This is a genomic window from Falsirhodobacter sp. alg1, from assembly GCF_000739715.2.
Taxonomy (GTDB): domain Bacteria; phylum Pseudomonadota; class Alphaproteobacteria; order Rhodobacterales; family Rhodobacteraceae; genus Falsirhodobacter.
This window is the reverse complement of the sequence record NZ_BBJC02000006.1, coordinates 110826-132315: the sequence shown is the minus strand read 5'-3', so window position 1 is coordinate 132315 and position 21490 is coordinate 110826. Positions and strand designations below refer to the sequence as shown.

General features: G+C 62.2%; 20 protein-coding genes. 8 read left to right on the top strand and 12 right to left on the bottom strand.

Annotated elements, in window-relative coordinates; translation table 11 throughout:
- Positions 1-99 precede the first annotated feature (99 nt).
- The 5 genes from TR36_RS12400 to TR36_RS12380 all read left to right on the top strand — a co-directional run bounded on the left by TR36_RS12400 (position 100) and on the right by TR36_RS12380 (position 4965).
- Complete coding sequence (locus tag TR36_RS12400) at positions 100-1056, top strand: glycosyltransferase family 2 protein (RefSeq protein ID WP_082714964.1); 957 nt, start codon at positions 100-102, stop codon at positions 1054-1056.
- A complete protein-coding gene (locus tag TR36_RS12395) occupies positions 1046-2077 on the top strand; it encodes an acyl-CoA dehydrogenase family protein (RefSeq protein WP_052362664.1) in 1032 nt (343 codons plus the stop codon). Before TR36_RS12400 ends, TR36_RS12395 begins: the two co-directional genes overlap by 11 nt.
- Positions 2077-2757, top strand: coding sequence for a PIG-L deacetylase family protein (locus TR36_RS12390; RefSeq protein WP_045392947.1), 681 nt, complete (start codon positions 2077-2079; stop codon positions 2755-2757). Before TR36_RS12395 ends, TR36_RS12390 begins: the two co-directional genes overlap by 1 nt.
- Positions 2747-3316 carry an SAM-dependent methyltransferase gene (locus TR36_RS12385; RefSeq protein ID WP_045392949.1) on the top strand — a complete coding sequence of 190 codons (570 nt, stop codon included), beginning with the start codon at positions 2747-2749 and terminating at the stop codon, positions 3314-3316. Before TR36_RS12390 ends, TR36_RS12385 begins: the two co-directional genes overlap by 11 nt.
- Positions 3317-3573: 257 nt before the next feature.
- On the top strand, positions 3574-4965 hold the full coding sequence (locus TR36_RS12380) for a M20 family metallopeptidase (RefSeq protein WP_045392952.1): 1392 nt from the start codon (positions 3574-3576) through the stop codon (positions 4963-4965).
- 47 nt (positions 4966-5012) lie between these two features.
- Here TR36_RS12380 and TR36_RS12375 read toward each other — a convergent pair whose 3' ends face one another.
- The 6 genes from TR36_RS12375 to TR36_RS12350 form a co-directional block, all read right to left on the bottom strand.
- Positions 5013-6428, bottom strand: a complete 1416-nt coding sequence (locus tag TR36_RS12375; RefSeq protein ID WP_045392956.1) for an amidohydrolase — start codon at positions 6426-6428, stop codon at positions 5013-5015.
- Positions 6429-6459: 31 nt separating this feature from the next.
- Entirely contained in the window at positions 6460-7464 is a 1005-nt protein-coding gene (locus TR36_RS12370) for an ABC transporter ATP-binding protein (protein WP_045392959.1), read from the bottom strand.
- The gene (locus TR36_RS12365; RefSeq protein WP_045392962.1) at positions 7461-8447 is read right to left on the bottom strand and encodes an ABC transporter ATP-binding protein; all 987 of its coding nucleotides are present in this window, start codon (positions 8445-8447) and stop codon (positions 7461-7463) included. The genes TR36_RS12370 and TR36_RS12365 overlap by 4 nt, the downstream gene beginning before the upstream one ends.
- The gene (locus tag TR36_RS12360; protein ID WP_045392964.1) at positions 8444-9352 is read right to left on the bottom strand and encodes an ABC transporter permease; all 909 of its coding nucleotides are present in this window, start codon (positions 9350-9352) and stop codon (positions 8444-8446) included. Before TR36_RS12360 ends, TR36_RS12365 begins: the two co-directional genes overlap by 4 nt.
- A complete protein-coding gene (locus tag TR36_RS12355; protein WP_045392966.1) occupies positions 9349-10326 on the bottom strand; it encodes an ABC transporter permease in 978 nt (325 codons plus the stop codon). Before TR36_RS12355 ends, TR36_RS12360 begins: the two co-directional genes overlap by 4 nt.
- 73 nt (positions 10327-10399) lie before the next feature.
- Positions 10400-12007 (bottom strand): ABC transporter substrate-binding protein, encoded by a 1608-nt coding sequence (locus TR36_RS12350; RefSeq protein ID WP_202814428.1) that lies wholly within the window; start codon positions 12005-12007, stop codon positions 10400-10402.
- Between the two features lie 142 nt (positions 12008-12149).
- Here TR36_RS12350 and TR36_RS12345 point away from each other — a divergent pair, with 142 nt between their 5' ends.
- Together TR36_RS12345 and argE are read left to right on the top strand one after the other, a co-directional pair.
- Positions 12150-13109 carry a LysR substrate-binding domain-containing protein gene (locus TR36_RS12345; RefSeq protein ID WP_045392968.1) on the top strand — a complete coding sequence of 320 codons (960 nt, stop codon included), beginning with the start codon at positions 12150-12152 and terminating at the stop codon, positions 13107-13109.
- Positions 13110-13119: 10 nt separating this feature from the next.
- On the top strand, positions 13120-14286 hold the full coding sequence (gene argE, locus TR36_RS12340) for an acetylornithine deacetylase (RefSeq protein WP_062763377.1): 1167 nt from the start codon (positions 13120-13122) through the stop codon (positions 14284-14286).
- 46 nt (positions 14287-14332) lie between these two features.
- Here the strand turns inward: argE and TR36_RS12335 are convergent, their stop codons facing one another.
- Positions 14333-15301: an NAD(P)-dependent oxidoreductase gene (locus TR36_RS12335; RefSeq protein WP_052362665.1), complete on the bottom strand. Its 969-nt coding sequence runs from the start codon at positions 15299-15301 to the stop codon at positions 14333-14335.
- Positions 15302-15524: 223 nt separating this feature from the next.
- Entirely contained in the window at positions 15525-16538 is a 1014-nt protein-coding gene (locus tag TR36_RS12330) for a zinc-binding alcohol dehydrogenase family protein (protein WP_045393206.1), read from the bottom strand.
- A gap of 110 nt (positions 16539-16648) precedes the next feature.
- Here TR36_RS12330 and TR36_RS12325 point away from each other — a divergent pair, with 110 nt between their 5' ends.
- Complete coding sequence (locus tag TR36_RS12325) at positions 16649-17002, top strand: helix-turn-helix domain-containing protein (RefSeq protein WP_045392973.1); 354 nt, start codon at positions 16649-16651, stop codon at positions 17000-17002.
- Between the two features lie 639 nt (positions 17003-17641).
- Here the strand turns inward: TR36_RS12325 and TR36_RS12320 are convergent.
- Genes TR36_RS12320 through TR36_RS12305 form a run of 4 tightly spaced genes read right to left on the bottom strand, consistent with a single transcriptional unit; the run spans position 17642 to position 21461 of the window.
- The gene (locus TR36_RS12320) at positions 17642-18667 is read right to left on the bottom strand and encodes an extracellular solute-binding protein (protein ID WP_045392975.1); all 1026 of its coding nucleotides are present in this window, start codon (positions 18665-18667) and stop codon (positions 17642-17644) included.
- 33 nt (positions 18668-18700) lie between these two features.
- Complete coding sequence (locus tag TR36_RS12315; RefSeq protein ID WP_370553404.1) at positions 18701-19510, bottom strand: ABC transporter permease; 810 nt, start codon at positions 19508-19510, stop codon at positions 18701-18703.
- On the bottom strand, positions 19507-20403 hold the full coding sequence (locus tag TR36_RS12310) for an ABC transporter permease (RefSeq protein ID WP_045392979.1): 897 nt from the start codon (positions 20401-20403) through the stop codon (positions 19507-19509). Before TR36_RS12310 ends, TR36_RS12315 begins: the two co-directional genes overlap by 4 nt.
- Complete coding sequence (locus TR36_RS12305; protein ID WP_370553403.1) at positions 20400-21461, bottom strand: ABC transporter ATP-binding protein; 1062 nt, start codon at positions 21459-21461, stop codon at positions 20400-20402. Before TR36_RS12305 ends, TR36_RS12310 begins: the two co-directional genes overlap by 4 nt.
- Positions 21462-21490 lie beyond the last annotated feature (29 nt).

Genomic DNA, 21490 nt, shown 5'->3' with positions numbered 1-21490 from the left:
CAGAACCTTGCGGATCTCGTTCGCCTCTCAGCCCTCAGGACAAGATGGATCACCGATGCTGCACCGCGCCGCCCCCCTGATTGACCGCCCCCTGTCGTTATCGCCATTCCGATCCGTAACGAGGCCGCCCGCATTCAGCGCCTGCTGCGCAGTCTGGATCGGGCAACCCGGCGATCCGGCCTGCAGGTGACAGCGGTTCTGCTGGTGAACAATACGACCGATTGCACCATTGCCCGTATCCATTCCGTGGCCCTCGCCATGACCATGACCGTTCAGGTGCATGAGGTGGTTCTGCCGCCCGGCCTTGCCAATGCCGGTAACGCGCGCAGGCTCTGCATGGATATGGCGGCGGCCGAGGCACCGGATGCGGTCCTGCTGACCACGGATGCCGATGCCGTGCCCCGCCCGGATTTCATCGCGGCGGCGGTGGCGGGCCTGCGCTCTGCGGATCTGGTGTGCGGGGCGATCCGGGTGCGCGATCTGAACCATTGGCTGACACCCGCCGCCTTGCACGCCGCCCGCACCGAGGCACGATATACCCATTTGATGCACGAGGTGCGCTGCGACATCGACCGGCTGCAGGGCCGTCTGGCCGCAGATGCGCTGCGCCCGCATTATATGGAATCCGGGGCGGCATTGGCCCTGACAGCGCGCAGCTATGATGCATTGGGGGGGCTTCCCGCCGTCGCCTCCAGCGAGGATCGGGCATTGGTGCATCGGGCAGAGCAGTGCGGCCTGCGCGTTACCTATTCGTCCGCCATGCAGACCTGGGTATCCGCCCGGCTGGATGGCCGCGCCGAAAACGGCATGTCGGCCTGCATCCGCGCACGCCAGCACGAAGCCGACCCTTGGGCCGATCAGGCCATGATGCGCCCCGCAGACATCGCGGCCCTGTGGCGTGCTGCCAAGGCCGGGGGCAAGGATCCGTTTCCCGACCGCTCCGTCCCCTTCGGCCAACGGCTGCGGATTTCGGATCTGGAGGCGGGGATGCCGGATCTGGCGCGCTTTGTCGGACAGACCGTGCTGATGGGACGGGGTCTTGCCAATGCAGGATGAGGTTCGCGCGACCGTGTCGCTGCTGCGCGCCCTGCCAGCGGACGGTGCGGATGGGCCGTGCGGGCCGTCGCTCGTCTCGGCGCTGCGCCGGGGTGGGCTTTTGTCCGACGTGCCTTCGGGCCCTTTGCCGCTGATGGAGGCGCTGGCCGCCGTGGGCGAGGTCAGCTTGTCGGCGGGGCGGCTGTTCGAGGGACATGTCAACGCCCTGAAACTGGTCCGCCTGTTCGGTGCAGAAGCGCTGTTCAGCCGTGATATTGCCAAAGGGCAGCTTTTCGGTATCTGGGGTGCGGACGGGCCTGCGCCGGCCCGTCTGGACGGGGATCACCTGCGCGGTGCGAAGCTGTTCGCCAGCGGTGCCGATACCGTGGACCGGATGATCATCTCTGTCCGCGCGGGCGATCTGCCGCAACTTCTTTTGTTCCGCCGTGACCAGCTGGAGGGCCGCCTGTTTCCCGCGGAATGGGCCGTGTCCGGCATGATGGCCACCGCATCGGGGCGCTGCGATCTGGAGGGGCTGAAGGTTGCCGATGCCATCGCCCTGGGTGGCCCCGGTGACTACCTGACCGAGCCGTATTTCCAAGGTGGCGTATGGCGTTATGCCGCCGTGCAGATGGGGGCCATGCGCGCCCTGACGCGGATCACGGCCGATCAGCTGCGCGCGCGCGGGCAGGCAGAGGCCCCCCTGCAATCCCTGCGCCTCCGCCGGATGCTGACCGCGTGCGAAACGGCCCGCCTGTGGTTGACCCGCGCCGCGACCGAGGTGGAGGCCCCGGCGGCCCGCCCCGAAACGGCGGATGTGTCCATCCTTGCGCGGCTGGTCGTGGCCGAGGAGGCAGAGGTGCTGATGCGCGAAATGGATCACGCCCTCGGGGCCGCCTCGTTCGCGCGGGCGCATCCGGCTGATCGTATCCGGCGGGACCTGTCCTTTTACCTGCGGCAGGCGAACCCCGACGGGCTGTCGCAGGGTGTCATGGATCGCATCCTTGCCGATCCGGTGCGCAGCCGGACGTGGGGGCTGTGATGCAATTTCAGGATACAAGCGGTTTCACACCCGTCACAACCGCCGATCTGCTGGCCGGACGGACATTGACCGTACTGGCCCCCCACCCCGATGATGAAACACTGGGCTGCGGCAATCTTCTGGCAACAGCCAGTGCCATGGGCGTGCCCTGCCGCATCATCTGCGTGACGGACGGCACACGTTCCCACCCGAACTCTGCCCGCTGGCCCAAGGACGCGCTGGCAAGCCTGCGCCATCAGGAAATGCTGGCCGCCCTTGCCGTTCTGGGTCATATGGAGCTGCATATGATGGGCTATCCCGATTGCAGCGCCCCGGCCGACGGGCCGGCGGTCAGACGGCTGGATGCCCTCATACCCGAAGGGGCGCTGCTCCTTTCGGCATGGGCGGGGGATCCGCATATCGACCACCAGCAAAGCGCACGACTGGCCGCAACCGTGGTCCGCAACCGTCCCGATCTGCACCATCTTGCCTATCCGGTCTGGGGGCGGGTCACGCCCGATCTGCCCTTTCCTGCCCAAGGCTGGTACCTGACCGACCGCAGCCCCCTGAAACAGCCTGCGCTTGCCTGCCACCGCAGCCAGATGACCCCGCTGATCGATGACGATCCGGACGGGTTCGTCATGGACCCGGCGCTGCAGACGCTGTTCCTGTCCCAGCCGGAGGTGTTCCTTGCCCCGTAAGGAAACGTTGCGCCATCTGTCCGGCCTCTATGCCGCAACCGATGATCCCTGGAACCATCGCACCAGCCCCTATGAGGCCGCGAAATATGCCGCCACACTGGATGCGATTGGCCCCGGCCCTTTTGACAATGCGCTGGAGATCGGCTGCGGCAACGGCACGCTTCTTGCACGCCTTGCGCCGCGGTGCCGGCGGCTGACGGGCATCGACTGTGTGCGGGCCGCAGCCCTTGCCGCCCGCGCGGCCGTTGCTGGTCTGCCCCATGTTCAGGTGCTGGAGGGCAGCGTCCCGGAGGACCTGCCGGATCTGGTGCCGGATCTGGTGCTGCTGTCGGAAGTGATGTATTTCCTGACACATGCCGATATTCACGCACTGTGCGGCTGGCTGCGCGGCACCCGCGCCCGTGTTGTCTGCGTCAACTGGCTTGGCCCCACGGATGAGGAGCTGGACGGCCAATCCGCCCTTGATACATTCCGGCAGGCATTGGGACAGAGCGGCACCGGACAGGCATTCGGAAAATTCCGCATCGATATGTTCCGGCTGGATGGCACAATGCCCTGATTGCAGGCAAAGGGGTTCTGAATAGCGCACCACGGGCAGGATTCCGGCCTCGGGCCATTGACAGCCCGCCCCCGCAGGATGACCCTGATCCGATGCGGGCATATAAGCTATACCTATGGAATATCATGGAAACACCATGCCCGGATAGGGGCCGTGCGGTTTCATGCTGCAACCGTGCGATGGGCCAAAGACGGGCGGAAGTCCGCGCGCGCTTGCCTGCCCGACTTCCGTAAATGCGCAGCAAAGGACACGCCCCTATGACACGCCAGACTGTAATCTCTGCCGCCGGTGCCTATGTGGACAGCGGGGATTTCCTGCGGGAACTGCAGGCACGAATTGCCATCCGCTCCGAAAGCCCGCGGGAGGACAGCGCCGCCGACCACCTTTGCTATCTGATGGAGGAAATGCGCCCGGCATTGGAGGCGATGGGCTTCACCTGCCGCATTCTGGATAATCCGGTTCTGCCGCGCCTTCCGGCACTTTATGCCGAACGGATAGAGGATGCGGCCCTGCCGACGGTGCTTGGCTACGGGCATGGCGATGTCTTGTGGGGAATGGCGGGCGACTGGAAGGAAAACCGCGATCCATGGGCCGCCACCCTGGCAGAGGACCGGATTTTCGGGCGGGGCACGGTGGACAACAAGGGCCAGCATACCATCAATCTGGCGGCAATGCGGATCGTGCTGCAAACGCGCGGCACATTGGGGTTCAATACCAAGATCCTGATCGAGATGGGCGAGGAATCCGGTTCACCCGGGCTGGCCGAGATGGTGCGGACCCATGCGGATCTGCTTTCGGCGGACGTGCTTATCGCATCGGACGGGCCGCGGGTGTCTGCGAATACACCGACGGTCTTTCTCGGGGCGCGGGGCGGACACGGGTTCCACCTGATCTGCGATCTGCGCGCGGGCGCCCATCATTCCGGCAACTGGGGCGGTCTGCTGCCGAACGCGGGCATCCGGCTGGCCCATGCGCTTGCCACCATCACGGATGCCAAAGGGCGCATCGCCATTCCGGAATGGACACCGGGAACTATTCCGGAAAACGTGCATGACGCCCTGCGCAGGATCGACATGGACTATGGCCCCGAAGATCCGGAAACAGACCCCGATTGGGGCGAACCGGGCCTGACCGGTGCCGAACAGGTGTACGGATGGTGCAATTTCGAGGTGCTGGCCTTTATCTGCGGCCGTCCCGAGGCACCCGTGAATGCAATTCCGGGCCTAGCCCGCGCAACCTGCCAGCTGCGCTATGTCGTGGGGGTTGACCGTGACCGCATCATCCCCGCCCTGCGTGAGCATCTGGATACCCATGGCTTTGCCGATATCCGGATAGAGTTGATGGACCGCGGCTTTTTCCACGCCACGCGCACCGATCCCGACAATCCATGGACGCGGCTGGCCGTGGACTCTATCCGGCAGACAACGGGTAAGGAGCCTGCGGTTCAGCCGAACTTTGGCGGCTCCCTGCCCAATGAGGTATTTGCAGAGATTTTGGGGCTGCCGACAATCTGGGTCCCGCATTCCCATCCGTCCTGTTCCCAGCACGCCCCCGACGAACATATCATGGTGGCCGTCGCACGGGAGGCGACGCAGATGATGGGCGGATTGTTCTGGGATATCGGCGCAGGCCGGCTGAAGACGGACTGACGCGGCGAAACCGCCCCCGGCCATCCGACCGGGGGGCGAAAATGCCCTCAGGCGGTGCCGCGGGGCGGCATGGTTTCGGGCGGGATCGGGCAGCAATAGGGCGATTCAGCCATGGTTTCGGCATGGGCCTTTTTCGCCTCGGCAATAAGCGCCTTATCCACGATCGCGGCCCGTGCCGTTGCCGCCATCACCTTGGCCGCATGCAGCATTCCCTTATGTGCGGCGGGTGCCTTGCCCTGGGCCGTCTGCTGCCAGCTGTGCAGTGCCGTGCCGACCGCACAAGTTGCAACCCGCGCCTGAACCGTGGGAACGGCCCAGCTGACATCGCCCACATCCGTCGATCCGGTGCCCCCCATGAACACCCGGTCCAAAGGCGCCACGCGGTCAAATAACGGCAGGTCATAATCCGGCTTCATCGCCAGACGTTTGAAGGTGTCGGCAATATCCTCGCGCGAGAATGTCTTGCGGATCTCGTTTGCAAAAGCGGCATCCTCGGCATCGAACTCCACCGGCCCGAGGGCGTCGAATTCGGCCTGCATGGCCAGGCACAGCGGCTCATTGCGGACAAGGTTGGAAACCGCAGAAAACACCTGCGAGGTCACCTTGGTCCCGGACATCAGCGCCGCCCCGTCTGCAATGTCACGCACACGCTTGATCAGGGATTGCAGGCCGACCAGATCGGGGCTGCGGATCAACTGGCGCACCGTTGCCTTCGACTGCACAACGTTCGGGGCAATGCCGCCCGCGTCGATATAGGCGTAATGCACCCGTGCGGCATCGGGCATATGCTCTCGCATGTAGTTGATGCCGATGTTCATCAGCTCTACCGAATCCAGGGCCGAGCGGCCCAGCTCCGGCGCGCCTGCCGCGTGGGCGGCCTTGCCGTGAAAGGTGAAATCGATCCGCGTGTTTGCCAGGGACCGCATGTCATCAACCGCGTTGAAGCTGCCCGGATGCCATGTGATCGCGATATCCACATCATCGAACTGCCCGTCACGGACCATATACGTCTTGGCCGCGCCGCCCTCTTCGGCGGGGCAACCGAAGTAACGGACACGCCCCTCGATCCCCTCGGCCTCCAGCCAGTCCTTTACCGCCGTCGCCGCGGACAAGGCGGCAGAGCCGAGCAGATTGTGCCCGCAGCCATGCCCGAACCCGTGATCGGCGATCTGCTTCGGTTCGGCCAGCCCCGGTTCCTGCGACAGCCCCGGCAGTGCATCATATTCCCCCAGAATCGCGATGACGGGGCCGCCCGATCCGGCCTCTCCCATCACGGCCGTCGGAATACCCGCGATATTCTGCGTGACCCGGAATCCCTGATCGCGCAGCATCTGCGTATGCGCGGCACAGCTTTCCTTTTCGCCATAGGCCAGTTCGGGCGTATCGAAAACGCGGTCGGCCAGTCCGCAGAACTCCTCTCCTTTCGCATCGACATAGGACCAGATCGGGTTGTCATTTCGCATTGGAAATCTCCTAGGGGGGTAATGGCAGTGGTCAGGCTGCGCTGTCGTTCAGATGGCAGGCCGACATCCGGCCGGCGGCAACCTGTTTCAATACGGGCACCTCGGACCGGCAACGGTCGTGGGCAAAGGGGCAGCGCGGATGGAAATGGCAGCCCGGCGGTGGGTTCATGGGCGACGGTATTTCCCCCTTGATCGCCTGATAGGTCTTCTTGCCGGTCTCGAACGTCGGGATCTGGCTGACCAGCGCCTGCGTATAGGGGTGGTTCGGCCGCGCGATCAGATCCTCGGCATCGCCCAGTTCCACCAGACGGCCCAGATACATCACTGCAATCCGGTCCGAGATATGTTCCACCACGCCCAGATCATGGCTGACGAACATGTAGGTCAGATCGAAATCCTGCCGCAGCTTGACGAACAGGTTCAGCACCTGCGCCTGAATGGACACATCCAGCGCCGCCACCGATTCATCACACACCAGAAAATCGGGCTTGACCGCCAATGCCCGCGCAATTCCCACGCGCGCCCGCTGTCCACCGGAAAACTGGTGCGGATAGCGTTTGCCGGTGCTCGGGTCCAGACCGACCTGCGCAAGGATATCCTCGACATAGCCCGCCATTTCCCGGCGCCCCACAATGCCGTGGACACGCGGCGCCTCGCCGATGATGTCACGCACCTGCAAACGGGGGTTCAGCGAGGACATCGGATCCTGGAATATCATCTGGATCCGCAGCGCGGCATCCCGTGCGGCAGTCCCCTTCAGTTCGGCAACATTTTGCCCCTTGTACAGGATCCGGCCGTCTGTCGGCGGGGTCAGCCCCGCCACCATCCGGCCCAGTGTGGATTTGCCGCAGCCGGATTCCCCCACAAGGCCCAGAACCTCGCCCTTGCGGACATCCAGCGTGATGCCGTCCACGGCATGGACCGTCACGGGTTCGATCTTTGCCCCCAGTTTGCGGGCGGTCCTTTCGGCAATGTCCAGATCGTTGGAGAAGCGCTTGGTCACGCCGTCGATCTTGAGAATACAGTCTTCGGTCACGGCTGAAGAACCTCTTCGGCATCATCATGTGGGTGGAAACAGCGCACGCTCCGTTCGGAGGTCAGGGGCACAAGCGAGGGTTCAGCCTCGCACACGCGATCGGCGCGCGGGCAGCGTGGCATGAACTTGCAGCCTTTTGGCAGCTTCAGAAGCGAGGGGGTCATCCCCTTGATCTGCGTCAGCATCGCGCCGTGGCGTTTGCCCCGCGGCACACTGTCGATCAGGCCGCGCGTATAGGGATGGCGCGGCCGGGCAATCACCTCTGCGGTCGGCCCCTCCTCGATGATCCGGCCCGCGTACATCACGGCCAGACGGTCGGCCAGACCGGACACGACGGCCAGATCATGGGTGATCCAGATCAGCGCGGTGCCGGACGTGGCACAAAGCGTCTGCAATTCCGACAGGATCTGGGCCTGAATGGTCACATCCAGTGCAGTCGTCGGTTCATCCGCGATGATCAGATCGGGCTTGTGCAGCAATGCGATGGCAATGGCGACACGCTGGCGCATCCCCCCCGAGAACTGGTGCGGATAGCTCTTCAACCGCTCGTCCGGTGGTGAGATGCCCACCTGAACCAGGGCCTCCCGCGCGCGGCGCAGCGCCTCGGCATGGGACACATCCTCATGCGCGCGGACGGTTTCGACCATCTGCGTGTCGATCCGCAGCACGGGATTGAGCGTCATCATCGGATCCTGAAAGATCATAGCGATCCGCTTGCCACGAAGGTGCCGCAGCGCGGGTTCGCCCCCCGCCACCAGATCGGTGCCGTCAAACAGGATCTGGCCGCCCGTAATCCGGCCCGGCGGGTCCACCAGCCCCAGAATGGAGAATCCGGTGACCGATTTGCCGGAGCCGGATTCCCCCACCAGGCCCAGCACCTGCCCTTTTTCAAGGGTAAAGCTGACGCCATCGACCGCCTTGGCCACACCATCGCGGGTGAAGAAATGCGTCTGCAGATCCGTGACTTGAAGAAGTGGATTCATTTCTGCAACCTCGGGTTCAGAACATCGCGAAGGCGGTCACCCACCAGATTGATGGCAACGATCGTCACCACCAGCGCAATGCCGGGAAACAGGCTGATCCAGTAAACGCCCGACAAAAGGTAATCGTAGCCATTGGCGATCAGCAGCCCCAGCGACGGTTCGGTGATCGGCACACCCACACCCAGAAAGGACAGCGTCGCCTCCAGCGCGATGGCCTGTGCGATCTGTACGGTTGCCACCACGATCAGCGGCGGCAAGCAGTTCGGCAGCAGGTGGCGGAACATGATCCTGCGGTCCGACAGCGCAAGGCAACGCGCGGCATCGATGTAATCCTTGCGGCGTTCAACAATGGCCGAGCTGCGGACCGTGCGCGCATAATAGGCCCATTGCACGATCACCAGCGCAAGGATCACCTTGTCCACCCCGCGCCCCAGAAGGGCCAGCAGGATCAGCGCGATCAGGATGGCGGGAAAGGACAGCTGCAGATCGACCACCCGCATGACGAAACTGTCCAGCCGCCCGCCGAAATAGGCGGCAGCCACCCCGACGATCGTGCCGATCGTGATGGCCAACCCCAAGGAGATGGATGCGACCAGCAGGCTGATCCGCAGGCCGTACATGATGGCCGAAAGCATGTCGCGGCCCTGCTGGTCGGTTCCCAGCCAATAGATCTGTCCGGTCATGAAATTGGATTCACCCGGCGCCAGAGAGCTGTCCATGATATCAAGCTGGGCCAGATCATAGGGGTTCTGCGGGGCGATCCATGGCGCGGCCACGGCGATCAGCGCCACCAGAACGAACAGCACCAGACCGACAACGGCAACCGGATCCTCAATGAACTGCTTGACGATACGACGCCCGGGGCTGTCGATACGAACGGGGGTGTTGGAGGTGCTGAGGGTCAACCTTTCATCTCCGATAGGCGGATGCGGGGATCCAGCAGGGAATAAATGACGTCTACCATCAGGTTGATGCTGACAATGATCAGCACCGTCAGCATGAGGTAGGCAACGATGACCGGACGATCCAGCAGGTTGATGCTGTCGATCAGCAGCTTGCCCATGCCGGGCCATGCAAAGACCGTTTCGGTGACGATGGCAAAGGCGATCATGGAGCCGAGCTCCAGCCCGATGATCGTGACGACGGGGATCATGATGTTCTTCAGCACATGCACCAGAACGATGCGGCGGCCCGCCAGCCCTTTGGCACGCGCAAACTTCACGTAATCCTGCAGGCAGACCTCACGCGTGTTCGCCCGTGTCAGGCGGATGATCAGCGACATCTTGAACAGCGCCAGATTGATGGCGGGCAGAAGCAGATGGCTCAGCCCGTCCCACGTCAGAAAGCTGACCTGCATGCCCAGAAACGCGCGCGTTTCCCCGCGGCCACCGGCCGGCAACCAGCCCAACAGCACCGCGAAAATCAGGATCAGCAGCATCCCTTGCCAGAAATTCGGCAGCGAGAAGCCCAGAATGGAGCCCCCCATGATCGTCTTTCCGGACAGGCTGTTCGGACGCAGCCCGGCCCAGATCCCCAGCGGAATGCCAATCCCTACCGACAGGATCAGCGCCACCACCGCCAGCTCCATCGTGGCGGGCAGACGCTCCAGAATGATTTCAAGCGCGGGGCGGCCATAGACGAATGACGTGCCAAGATCGCCGTGCAGCGCATTCCAGATGAATATTCCGAACTGCTCGTACAGCGGCTTGTCCAGCCCGAGGCGTTGGGTGGTGGCAAGGATTTCCGCTTGGGTGGCCTCGGGGTTGATCAGCACATCGACGGGGTTGCCGATGAAATAGACGCCGGCAAAAACCAGCACGGCCATCGCGATGATCGCGAGGATGCTCTGCCCCAGACGGCGAACGAGATAGACAATCATGAAAGGGTCCTTGTGGGCCGGAAGTCAGCGAAACTCCGGCACCCGTCCCACGGACGGATGCCGGAAAACCGGATCACTCGGTGGTGGTGGGCTTGACCTCGCGGGCCATGGTGTATTGGTCCATGCGCGGCTCGTAGGTCAGTTCGGGTTTCATGGCCCAGACGGTCTGTTCGTAATGCAGCGGGATGATGCCGTAATCATCAAGGGCGATGGTCTCGGCCTTTTGCAGCAACTCGTCACGCTGACCTTCGTCGATCGTCGACATCGCCTCGATCAGGACCTTGTCCATCTCGGGGTTGGAATAGCGGCCCGCGTTCGTGGCCCCCATGCCGGTGTCGGCGTCGAATGTCGCAACCAGCGCCTTCAGCGGAGAAGACATCTCACCCGATGCGGCACCCCAGCCCGCCATGTAGATGGGGAATTCCAGCGCATTGCGGCGGCTGAAGAACTGGCTGGCAGTGGTGGCATCCACGGTGGTGTTGATGCCGATGCGCGCCATCATCTGCGCCACGGCCTGCGCCACCTGTTCGTCGTTGATGTAGCGATCGTTCGGCGTTCCGAGATTGAGGGTGAACCCGTCGGGGTAACCTGCCTCGGCCAGCAGTTCCTTGGCCCGCTCGGGGTCATAGGGGTCCACCGCACGGCCGGATGTGCCGAACATCGGCGGGGGCAGCAGTTCGCCCGCAGGTTCGGCATAGCCGCCCATGATACGCTCCGCGATGGCGTCGCGGTTGATCGACAGCGAGATCGCTTCGCGGACACGTTTGTCCATCAGGGGGTTCTTGCCGTCGGTGCCGCCGATCCCCGGCGCATCCGCAAGCTGCTGCAGGTGCAGATAGATGACGCGGTTCGACAGGGCATCGACAATGTTGAACCCGGCATCATCGATGCGCGAGATATCCTGAATGGGCGGCGATTCAATCATGTCAACGTCGCCTGCCAGCAGGGCCGCAACACGGGGGCCGTTGCTGGTGATCGGTCGCATCACGACACGTTCCCAATCCGGCGTTCCGCCCCAGTAATCATCGAACCGCGACAGGACCAGCTCGGCCCCGCGGGTGTAATTTTCCAGCTTGTAGGGGCCGGTGCCCACCGCAATGTCCGGGTCGTTGAACGCGGGCGCCTGCGGCACCTCGCCCATACCCTCGCAGGTACCTTCGGGGCCGTAGGTGACCGTATCCTCGGCACCCAGGGCATCGGCCGATACGATGGCAAGCGGCCACAGGTTCACGGGCAGCAGCGGATTCTTGTCAACCGTGCGGATCAGCAGCGTATGGTCGTCCTCGGCCTCCATATCCGCGATGTCGCCGGTATAGATCGTGTAGGAGGAAGGTGAATTCTGCACCAGCGGAACGCGGCAGAAGGAATAGATCACATCGCGCGCCGTGAAATCGCTGCCGTTGTGGAACTTCACCCCTTGGCGCAGCTTGAAGCGCCACGTCGTATCATCCACCGCTTCCCAGCTTTCGGCCAGACCGGGGGTGATCTTCTGGACAGAGCTTTGCGTCGTCAGCGATTCAAAGATGTTCTTGTTGACCTGAGTGTTGGTCGCAAGGTTGTGGAACTGCGGGTCCATCGACGTGGCCTCGGATTTGAGGCCAATCGACAGTTCCTGTGCGGCGACGGGGGCCATGCCGGCCACGAGCAGCCCGACGGCAAGCGACAGTCTGTTTGCTTTCATCATCCGTTTTCCCTGTTGCAGATATTCTGAACGATTGCTTCGGGGTTGATCCCTGCTGCTGCAATCCAGCTTGGCAGTCACGCTATTATGCGATAAAGAGAAGTCAATACAAAATATCAATGCGTTTTTCTCATAGGTTAGCATGGAACCTGTCAGCCCCGCCGATGGCGAAGACCGTCGCGCAGGCATCACGTTACGGGAATTGGAGGTGCTGCAGGCCATCGTGGCGGCGGGCACATCCATCAATGCCGCACGCCGTCTGAACATCTCGCAATCCGCGGTCAGCCGTCGGCTGACACAGCTGGAGGACCGTCTGGGATTTCAGCTGTTCCGGCGTGAAGGGGGGCGGCTGGTGCCAACCGTCGAAGCCCTGTCCATCAACGAACAATTGACGTCGGTCTTCGACACTTTGGCCCGCATCGCGAACCATTCGTCAGAGCCGCCGAAATCACTTGCCGGGCGCCTTTCCATCGTGGCGCCACCCACCATTGCGCATCGCTTCCTGCCTGCCCGGATCGCAGCCTTCAATCGCCGGAATCCGGGTCTGCATATCAGCTTCGACGTGCTGGCCAGCGACAGCCTTTATGCCGGAATTGCCGAGGGGCATGTGGACGTAGGCATAACCGACAGCGCCGTATCACATGATGGCATCCAGATAGAGCCGTTGCTGGAAACGCAGGCGATCTGCATATTTCCTAAGCATCACCGGTTTGCATCCCTTGATGTGATTCGGCCCGAGGATCTGCGGAACGAACCCTTCATCGCCCTGTCCCGCCGCCATTCGGGGCGGGCCGTGATCGACAGGCTGTTTGATCGCGCGGGGGTGGCGCTGAACCGGGTGATGGAGGCCTCCACCAACGTATCCGTGTCCGAGTTCGTGCGCGAGGGCGTGGGGGTATCGCTGCTGAACCCCTTTCCGCTCGTGCACCAGATGGGCGACCAGATCGTGATGCGTCCCTTCCTGCCTGCCATCACCTACACCACCAGCTTTCTGATGCCCGCGTCCCGCGCACCCTCGGCCGCGACGCTGTCGTTCATGCAGTTCATCCGTTCCGGCATCGATCGCGAAACCTATCCGCTGCCGCCCCTGCAAACCCGATAAAGGACCACCGATGCCCCCCTCGACCAGCCGTGACATTCTTGCCCAGCTCATCGCCTTCGATACGACAAGCCGCAATTCGAACCTGCCCCTGATGGATTTTGTCCGGGAGTACCTGGCCTCTCATGGTGTGGACAGCCAGCTGGTCATGGACAGCACGGGCCAGAAGGCGAACCTCTGGGCAACCATCGGCCCCGCTGACCGACCCGGTATCATCCTGTCCGGCCATACCGATACGGTGCCCGTGGACAACCAGAACTGGGCAAGCGATCCGTTCGTGCTGGACGCGCGGGAGGGCCGGCTTTACGGGCGCGGATCATGCGACATGAAGGGCTTTCTGGCCTGCGCACTGGCTGCCGTTCCCGATCTTGTCCGCCGCAAGCTGCACCGCCCTGTCCATCTGGCCTTTTCCTATGATGAGGAGGTCGGCTGCCTGGGCGTCATCGGCCTGCTGGAGATGTTGCAGGCCGAACAGCTGAAGCCCGCGCTCTGCGTCGTCGGTGAACCCACGTCGATGCAGGTGGTGATCGGGCACAAGGCAAAACGGTCCATGATGGTGACGGTCCGGGGCCGCAGCTGCCATTCGTCGCTGGCGCCATTGGGGGTGAACGCGGTGAACTATGCCGCGCTGCTGGTGGTAAAGATGCAGGAGATTGCCCAACGCATGGCCACCGAAGGCCTGCGCGACGCCGATTACGACATCACCCATAGCACCGCCCATACCGGCACCATGCACGGCGGCACCGCCCTCAACATCGTGCCCGAACGGTGCACGGTCAATTGCGAGTTCCGGGTGCTGCCTTCCGAGGATGCCGATGCATTCGTGCAGGAATTGTGCGATTACGCCCGGACCCAGCTGGAGCCGATGATGCACAGCATCGATCCTGATACCGGCATCGATATCGAGGTTTACGCCCAGTTTCCGGGGCTGGATACGCCCCCCGAATCCGACATGGTCACGCGCATGAAGGGCTTTGTCGGCAGCAACAGCCATTCCAAGGTGGCCTACGGCACGGAGGGTGGGCGTTTTCACGAAATGCTGGGCGTGCCCACCGTGATCTGCGGGCCGGGATCCATCACACAGGCGCATAAGCCTGATGAATTCATCGAACAATCACAACTGGATCAATGCGATCTGTTCCTGAGGAAACTGACGGACTGGGCGGAAACGCCGGTCTGATCACGCGGCGGGGGGCACGATGGTACGTGCCGCCCCCGGGTCCTTGTTAATATCCGTTGCCGCGATCAACCCGCCCTTTCGGTGGCTGGCCTGCCCGGTAGAGCTCGCAGTTTTCCACAAGCTGCCGCATGATCTCGCCATGGCTGGAATCGGACGCCTTATGCGGGGTCATCAGCACCTCCTTGCGGGTCCAGTACGGATGGCCCGCAGGCAGCGGTTCCTGCCGGAATACATCCAGGGTGGCCGAACGGATGCGCCCCGCATCCAGCGCGGCCAGAAGGTCGGCATCCACCAGCTGCTCTCCCCGCCCGATCTGCACCAGCGACGCACCCATCGGCATCCGCGCGAACAGATCCGCATTCAGGATATCGCGCGTGGCATCTGTCAGGGGCAGCACGTTCACCAGAATATCGGCCCGCGCCGCAACCTCGTTTATGGCCGAGGGGCCGGACAGGATTTCCACACCCTCTGCGGTTCCGCCCGCGGAATTGCGCGCCGCGATGACGCGGTAGCCCAGTGCCGCGATCGCCCGCGCACAGGCCCGCCCCATCAGACCGAACCCCAGAATTCCCACCGTCACGTCCGAGGACATCGGCGGGCGGAAACTGCGTTCCCACAGGCCCTCGGCCTGGGCGCGGGTATGATCTGCCATGCGGCGGTGGTGCCAGACCACATGGGCCGCAGCGAAACCGGCCATCATCATCGCCTGCGCATCATCCCGCACACGGGCCACAACCGCATCGGCGGGCAGGCTGGGGCAGCCCACGATGCTGTCCACCCCCGCTGCAATGGAATGCACCATCCGGACATTGGGAAACCGGTCAAACGCATCATCCTGCGGTTTCCACGCCAGGGCCATATCGATCGCCATAGGGTCCGCCACCTCTTCGGGGCGCAGCAGCACCAGACGCGGATCGCGCACCTTGGCAAACACATTCACCAGATCGAAGGTGGAGGAGAGCGCCACGACACGCATCGGTTCGGCGCGCATCGGTTCGGCAGGTTCGTAAGTCATGGGCAATTCCTTGGCATCGCGATGGCGACACGCTGCCCGCCCCGGATGCAGGGATCAACCGTCTGCGCAAAGATCGCGGCAATGGCGCATGAATGTGCAGAAAATGCGGACCTGCAGGATGCATCCTGCCTATTTAATAACCCGCCATGATCCGCGCAGCCCCGATCATCTGCGGGGAACGGGGGGAAACGGCACGGCGGTGGCCATGCCGTTTCCCGTTTTCTCAGAACCCTTCCAGGACCAGTTTGCCCTTGGCCTTGTTCGTCTCAAGGATCTGATGCGCGCGTTTCAGCGTGGCGGCATCGATCTTGCCCAAGGTTTCGGTCGCGGTGGATCTGATCGCCCCTTCGTCCAGCAGACGGGCCACCTCGGTCAGGATGTCGTGCTGGTTCTGCATATCGGCCGTTCCGAACAGAGAGCGCGTGTACATGAACTCCCAATGGGTCGAAACGGATTTGCTCTTGAACGGCTTGATGTCCAGGATTTCCGGATCGTCGATCAGGCCGAAATGCCCCTGCGGTGCAATGAATTCGGCCACAGCCTCGATATACTGATGCGAATGGGTGGTGGAAAACACCCAACCCGGCTGTCCGATCCCCAAAGCCTCGATCTGGGGTGCCAAAGGTTTGGAGTGGTCGATCACATGATGCGCGCCCAGTTCCCGGACCCATTCCTGCGTTTCAGGGCGCGAGGCGGTGGCGATCACCGTCAGATCCGTTTTCGCGCGCAGCAGCTGGATCGCGATGGAGCCGACGCCGCCCGAACCGCCGATGATGACCACGGCCGGTGCCGCCCCCGGAACAGGGTCGGTCACGCGCAAACGGTCGAACAGCATTTCATGGGCCGTCAGCGCGGTCAGCGGCAGGGCCGCGGCCTCGGCTGCGCTGACCGAGGCAGGCGTTTTGCCCACGATCCGCTCATCCACGAGGTGGTATTCCGAATTGGTGCCGGCGCGGTCAATCGCCCCCGCATACCAGACCATATCGCCAACCCTGAACAAGGAAGTGTCGCTGCCCGTTTCCACAACCTCCCCCACGGCATCCCAGCCCAGAATGGCCGGACCCGTGCCTTCGGGCGGACGGGCCTGCCGGATTTTCACATCCACCGGATTGACCGACACTGCCCGCACACGCACCAGAAGGTCACGCCCCTTGGGTTTCGGCCGCACGATTTCCACATCGATCAGCGCATCAGGGCGGTCCAGCGGACCCGCGTTCATATATCCAACAGCCTTCATCATCATGTCTCATACCCCTTGGGCGATTTCGTGAATTTCCTTCGTGCCCAAGAGATGCCGCCTTGCTATAATAAATGCAATTACGCACAAATAATGCATATAGGTACATAATGGATACTGTGATTGCCGACAGCCCGAACCGGTTCACGGAATATGACTGCAGCGAAGGCTGCCCCGTCGAGGCGGCGCTGGAACAGATTGCCGGAAAATGGAAAGGGCTGATCCTGTACCATCTGCTGGACGGCACCCTGCGTTTCAACGAGTTGGCCCGCCGCGTCGGCAATGTCACCCAACGCAGCCTGACCAAACAGCTGCGCGAAATGGAGGCCGACGGGATCATCCAGCGGAAAATCCATGCCGTCGTGCCCCCGCGCGTGGATTACAGCCTGACAGACAAGGGGCAGCAACTACGCGGCGTGATCGAGGCCCTGCACCTGTGGGGACAGAAACACCGGCGGGGATAGGCCCCGAAAGCGGCGGCCAAATTCCGGATCGACGTTAGCTGCGAAATCATAACCGGCCACCTTCGTCACCGATACCGCAACACCGCCAGCGTGTCATCGCCTGCCCCGCATCATCGGGAATTACCAGAGAGATGGATAGCGGTTTGCCGACCGCTGTGACTGTGCCGCCGGCTATCCGCGTTATCAACATATCCGCACAAACGATGAAATCTGCTACGAATAGTGAGGCTGGTCAGTCACGACTTCGGCTGGCTTACCCATCTGTTCCAGCATACCGCCATTCATCACGATAATCCGGTCGTTTTGCGTCGTGGCCCTCCGTTTTATAGAGGATTCGGCACTGGTGTTTGCCAAAGGGGCGATCCTGCTTCGCCTCTAGGCACGCCATCGCGGCTTAGCGTGATGGCACGCCTTGCACCGCAGCCGGCAATGATAAAGCGGCGGCAAACGCGCTGCGCGTGGACGGCAGCCTGTTCGTCCACGCTGGTTTTGTTCGGACGGTCGACATGCTGCTTGCCAAGGGATACGTCGTCTCGAAGCTGCAAACCATCAGGATCGCGCTGATTGATGCCGGCCTTTCGTGCGCGGCGCTTCGGTGGTTCGATCCCAGGCTCAAAGACGCGTTCTTCCCTATCGCCCCTACTTCACCAGATCGGTCCAGATGGCCGTATAAAGGTCCGTGGCGGATTGCGGACAGGTCGGAAGGAAGCGACCGGCCGAAGCGAATTCTTCGGGCACGACGATCTCGGGGGCGGTCTTCATGTCTTCGGGCATGAATTCCTCGGACCCCGTAATCCCGTTGGCATAACGCGCAAAGCTGGACATCATCGCCGCATTCTCAGGGACCATGATGAAATCCAGAAACGCATAGGCTTCGTCCACATTGCGCGCATCTGCCAGCAGACCGACGGAGTCCATGAACAGCGGATACCCTTCGCGCGGGTAGCCATAGGCCACATCCGGGTTGTTGATCCGCGCCCGCAGGGTGGATCCGTTCCAGTTGACCGAGGCGGCATAATCGCCCGAGGAAAGCTTGTCCGTCGTGCCGTAGTCCATCGACAGCCATGACGGTTTTGCGGCCTTCAGACGGTCACGGACCTTTTTGAGGATGGTCAGATCCTCGGTGCAGGCCTCACCGCCGACATTGTAGATCGTCAGGGAGATGATGTCAGACATTTCCGGGGTGATGTTGATCTTGCCCACCAGTTCTGGCGGTGGATCAAGGAAGATTTCCGAGGTATTGATATCCCCGCTGTATACCGAGGTGTTGACCGCCATGCCGGTCGATCCCCAGAGCCACGGCACGGTATAGGCCCGCCCCTTGTCCCACGGCACATCCACCCATTCGGGGGCGATGTTTCCGATGTTCGACAGACGCGAATGGTCCAGTTCGGCCAGAAGCCCCTTTTGTACGAATATCGGTACATAGTTGGCCGAGGGTACGACCAGATCGAACCCCGAACCGCCCGCCTCCACCTTGGCCAGCGCGGTCGTGTTGCTGTCATAATCGGTGATGGTGACGTTGATGCCCGTTTCCGCCGTGAATTTCTCGATCATCTCGGGGCTGGTGTAATTGCCCCAGTTGTACAGGTTCAACTGGCCCTCGGCATGGGCGGCAATCGTGCTGCCAAGCAGGATCGAGGCGGTTATCGCATATGTTTTCATCGGAAATCTTCCTTGAGTGTTGCACATACGGGGTCAGCCCCGCTTTCGGGTGATCAGGAAAAACACGGTCAGAACGGCGACGCTGACGGCCAGCAGGACAGTCGAGATCGCGTTCACCTCAGGGGTCAGGGCGCGGCGGAGCTGGCCCAGCATGTAAGTGGGCAGGGTATCCTGGCCTGCCGATTTTACGAATTCGGTGATGATCACGTCATCCAGCGAGATGATGAATGCCAGCATTGCCCCGGCCCCGATCCCCGGCATCAGCAACGGCAGGGTGACATGGCGAAAGGTTTGCAGCGGGCTGGCATAAAGATCGGCCGCAGCCGTTTCCATGGCGGTATCCATTCCGTCCAGCCGCGCCTTGATCGGAAGATAGGCGAACGGTACGCAAAAGGCCGAATGCGCAAGGATGAGGTACCCCAAGCCCGCATATCCCGTGGCGATCTTTATCCAGGAAAAGAACAGCAGAAGCGCCACGGCCGTGACAATTTCCGGCACCATCAGTGGCTGGTTTATGACAATGTAGATAAAGGTCTGCCCCTTGAACTTTGCCCGCCTGCTGGTTCCGAGTGCCGCCATCGTTGCCACGGTGGTGGCGATGATCGATGCCCATATGGCAATGACGAAGGACCGGATCGCCGCGCTTTGCACGGCTTCGTTCTGGGCGGCGATCGCATACCATTTCAGCGAAAGACCGCCCCATTGATTGACCGAGTTTCCGCCGTTGAACGAATAGATCACAAGCGTGATGATCGGTGCATAAAGCAGGACGAACGACAGAACCGCGATCAGCGTGAATCCGGGCAGCCTGGTGATGTCGAAATTGCGCGATCTTGCCATCATCCGGCCCTCCGCGAGGATATGCGCGTATACAGCACGAGCGAACCGAGCACGATCACCAGAAGCACCGTCGACAGCGCCGCCCCCAATGGCCAGTTCTGCCCCTGCCCGAACTGAAGTTCGATGAAATTGCCGATCATCATGTTCTTGCCGCCGCCCAGGATCCGCGGCGTGACATAGGCCCCGAGGCTGGGAATGAAGGTCAGGATGCAGCCCGCCACGATGCCCGGTTTGATGATGGGCAGGATGACATGGCGCAGGATGTTCATCCGCGAGGCATAAAGATCATAGCCCGCCTCGATCAGCTTGAAATCGAACCGGTCGATCGCGGCGAACAGCGGCAGTACCATCAACGGCAGATAGACATAGGCCATTCCGATCAGCACCGCCGTATCCGTATAAAGGATCTGCAGCGGCGTATCGATCAGGCCGTAATGGATCAGAAATGTATTCAGCAGGCCCTGATTGCGAAGAACCTCCATGATGGCGAAGGTACGGATCAGCAGGTTCGTCCAGAACGGGATCGTGATCAGGAACAGCCAGAAGGCGCGGCTTGCGGGGGATCTGGTCGCGATGAACCACGCCGTCGGCAGACCGAGGACAAAGGTGATGACGGTGGTCATGAACGACAGCTTTATCGACCGCCAGATGATCGACAGGTTGGCATCGGCAAGGCTGACCGTGCCGTCAAAGATATCCCGCTCGAACAGGATACGGAACCATGCCTCGCCCGAGAAGATCCAGCGCACGCCGGAATAATCACCCTTTTCCAGAAAGGAATAGAGCACCACGATCACAAGCGGGCCGGTGGCGGCGACAAACAGCACCAGCAGCGCCGGGGTGGAAAGGAGCCAGCCGTTTCTGGCATTGCGGGATGCCTTGTCGTTGCGCTTCATGCTTCCAGCACCCTGATCGCATTCGGGTCTATCATCAGCCCGACCTGATCCCCCACCTCCAACGAGGCGGTCGTATTGCTCTGGATGCGAGCTGTCAGGCGGCTGTCATCCTGCAGTGCAACGGTGTAATGCGTGTCGGTTCCCAGATAGGTCGCCTCGACCACCTTGGCGGGCAGCCCCGTACCGGCGGGACCGAGGCTGACCTGCTCGGGCCTAATCGCCAGCGTTATGGTGCCCTGCCGCCCGTTCAGCGGCACCGCGAATTCATGGCCGGCCCCGATCCGCACGACATTGTTCCGGACTTCGGCCGTCAGGAAATTGGTCTCGCCGATGAAATCCGCAACGAACCGGTTGACGGGATTATTGTAGATCTCGCGCGGGGGGCCGACCTGCAGCAGATCACCAGCCGACATGATGCCGATGCGGTCGGACATCGTCAGGGCCTCTTCCTGATCGTGGGTGACAAAAATGAAGGTGATGCCCGTTTCGATCTGCAGCCGCTTCAGCTCCCCTTGCATTTCCTTGCGCAGCTTCAAGTCCAGCGCCGAAAGCGGTTCATCCAGCAGCAGCACCTCGGGTGCGGGGGCAAGCGCGCGGGCCAGGGCAACACGCTGCTGCTGCCCCCCCGACATCTGCTGGGGCAGCCGGTCGGCAAATGCCTCCAGCTTGACCAGCGCCAGTACACGGGCGGTGGCGCTGGCAATCTCGGCCTTCGGTTTCCCCTGCATCTTCAGTCCGAACCCGACATTCTGGGCGACGGTCAGGTGCGGAAACAACGCATATGACTGGAAGACCGTATTGATCGGGCGGCTGTTCGGCGGATCATAGGTGATGTCACGCCCCGACAGCAGGATCGCACCCGAGGTTGGCGTTTCGAACCCCGCGATACAGCGCAGCAGGCTGGTCTTGCCGCAGCCCGAAGGCCCGAGGAGGGTAAAGAATTCCCCCTTCCTGATCTCGAGCGACACATTGCCCAAGGCGGTGACCGCAGATTTCCCCTCGCCATAGGTCTTACCGACATTCCTTGCAACAACTGCAAATCCGTTCGTCACGCTCATACCCCTTGTGGAACTCTGTTGGCGGATGG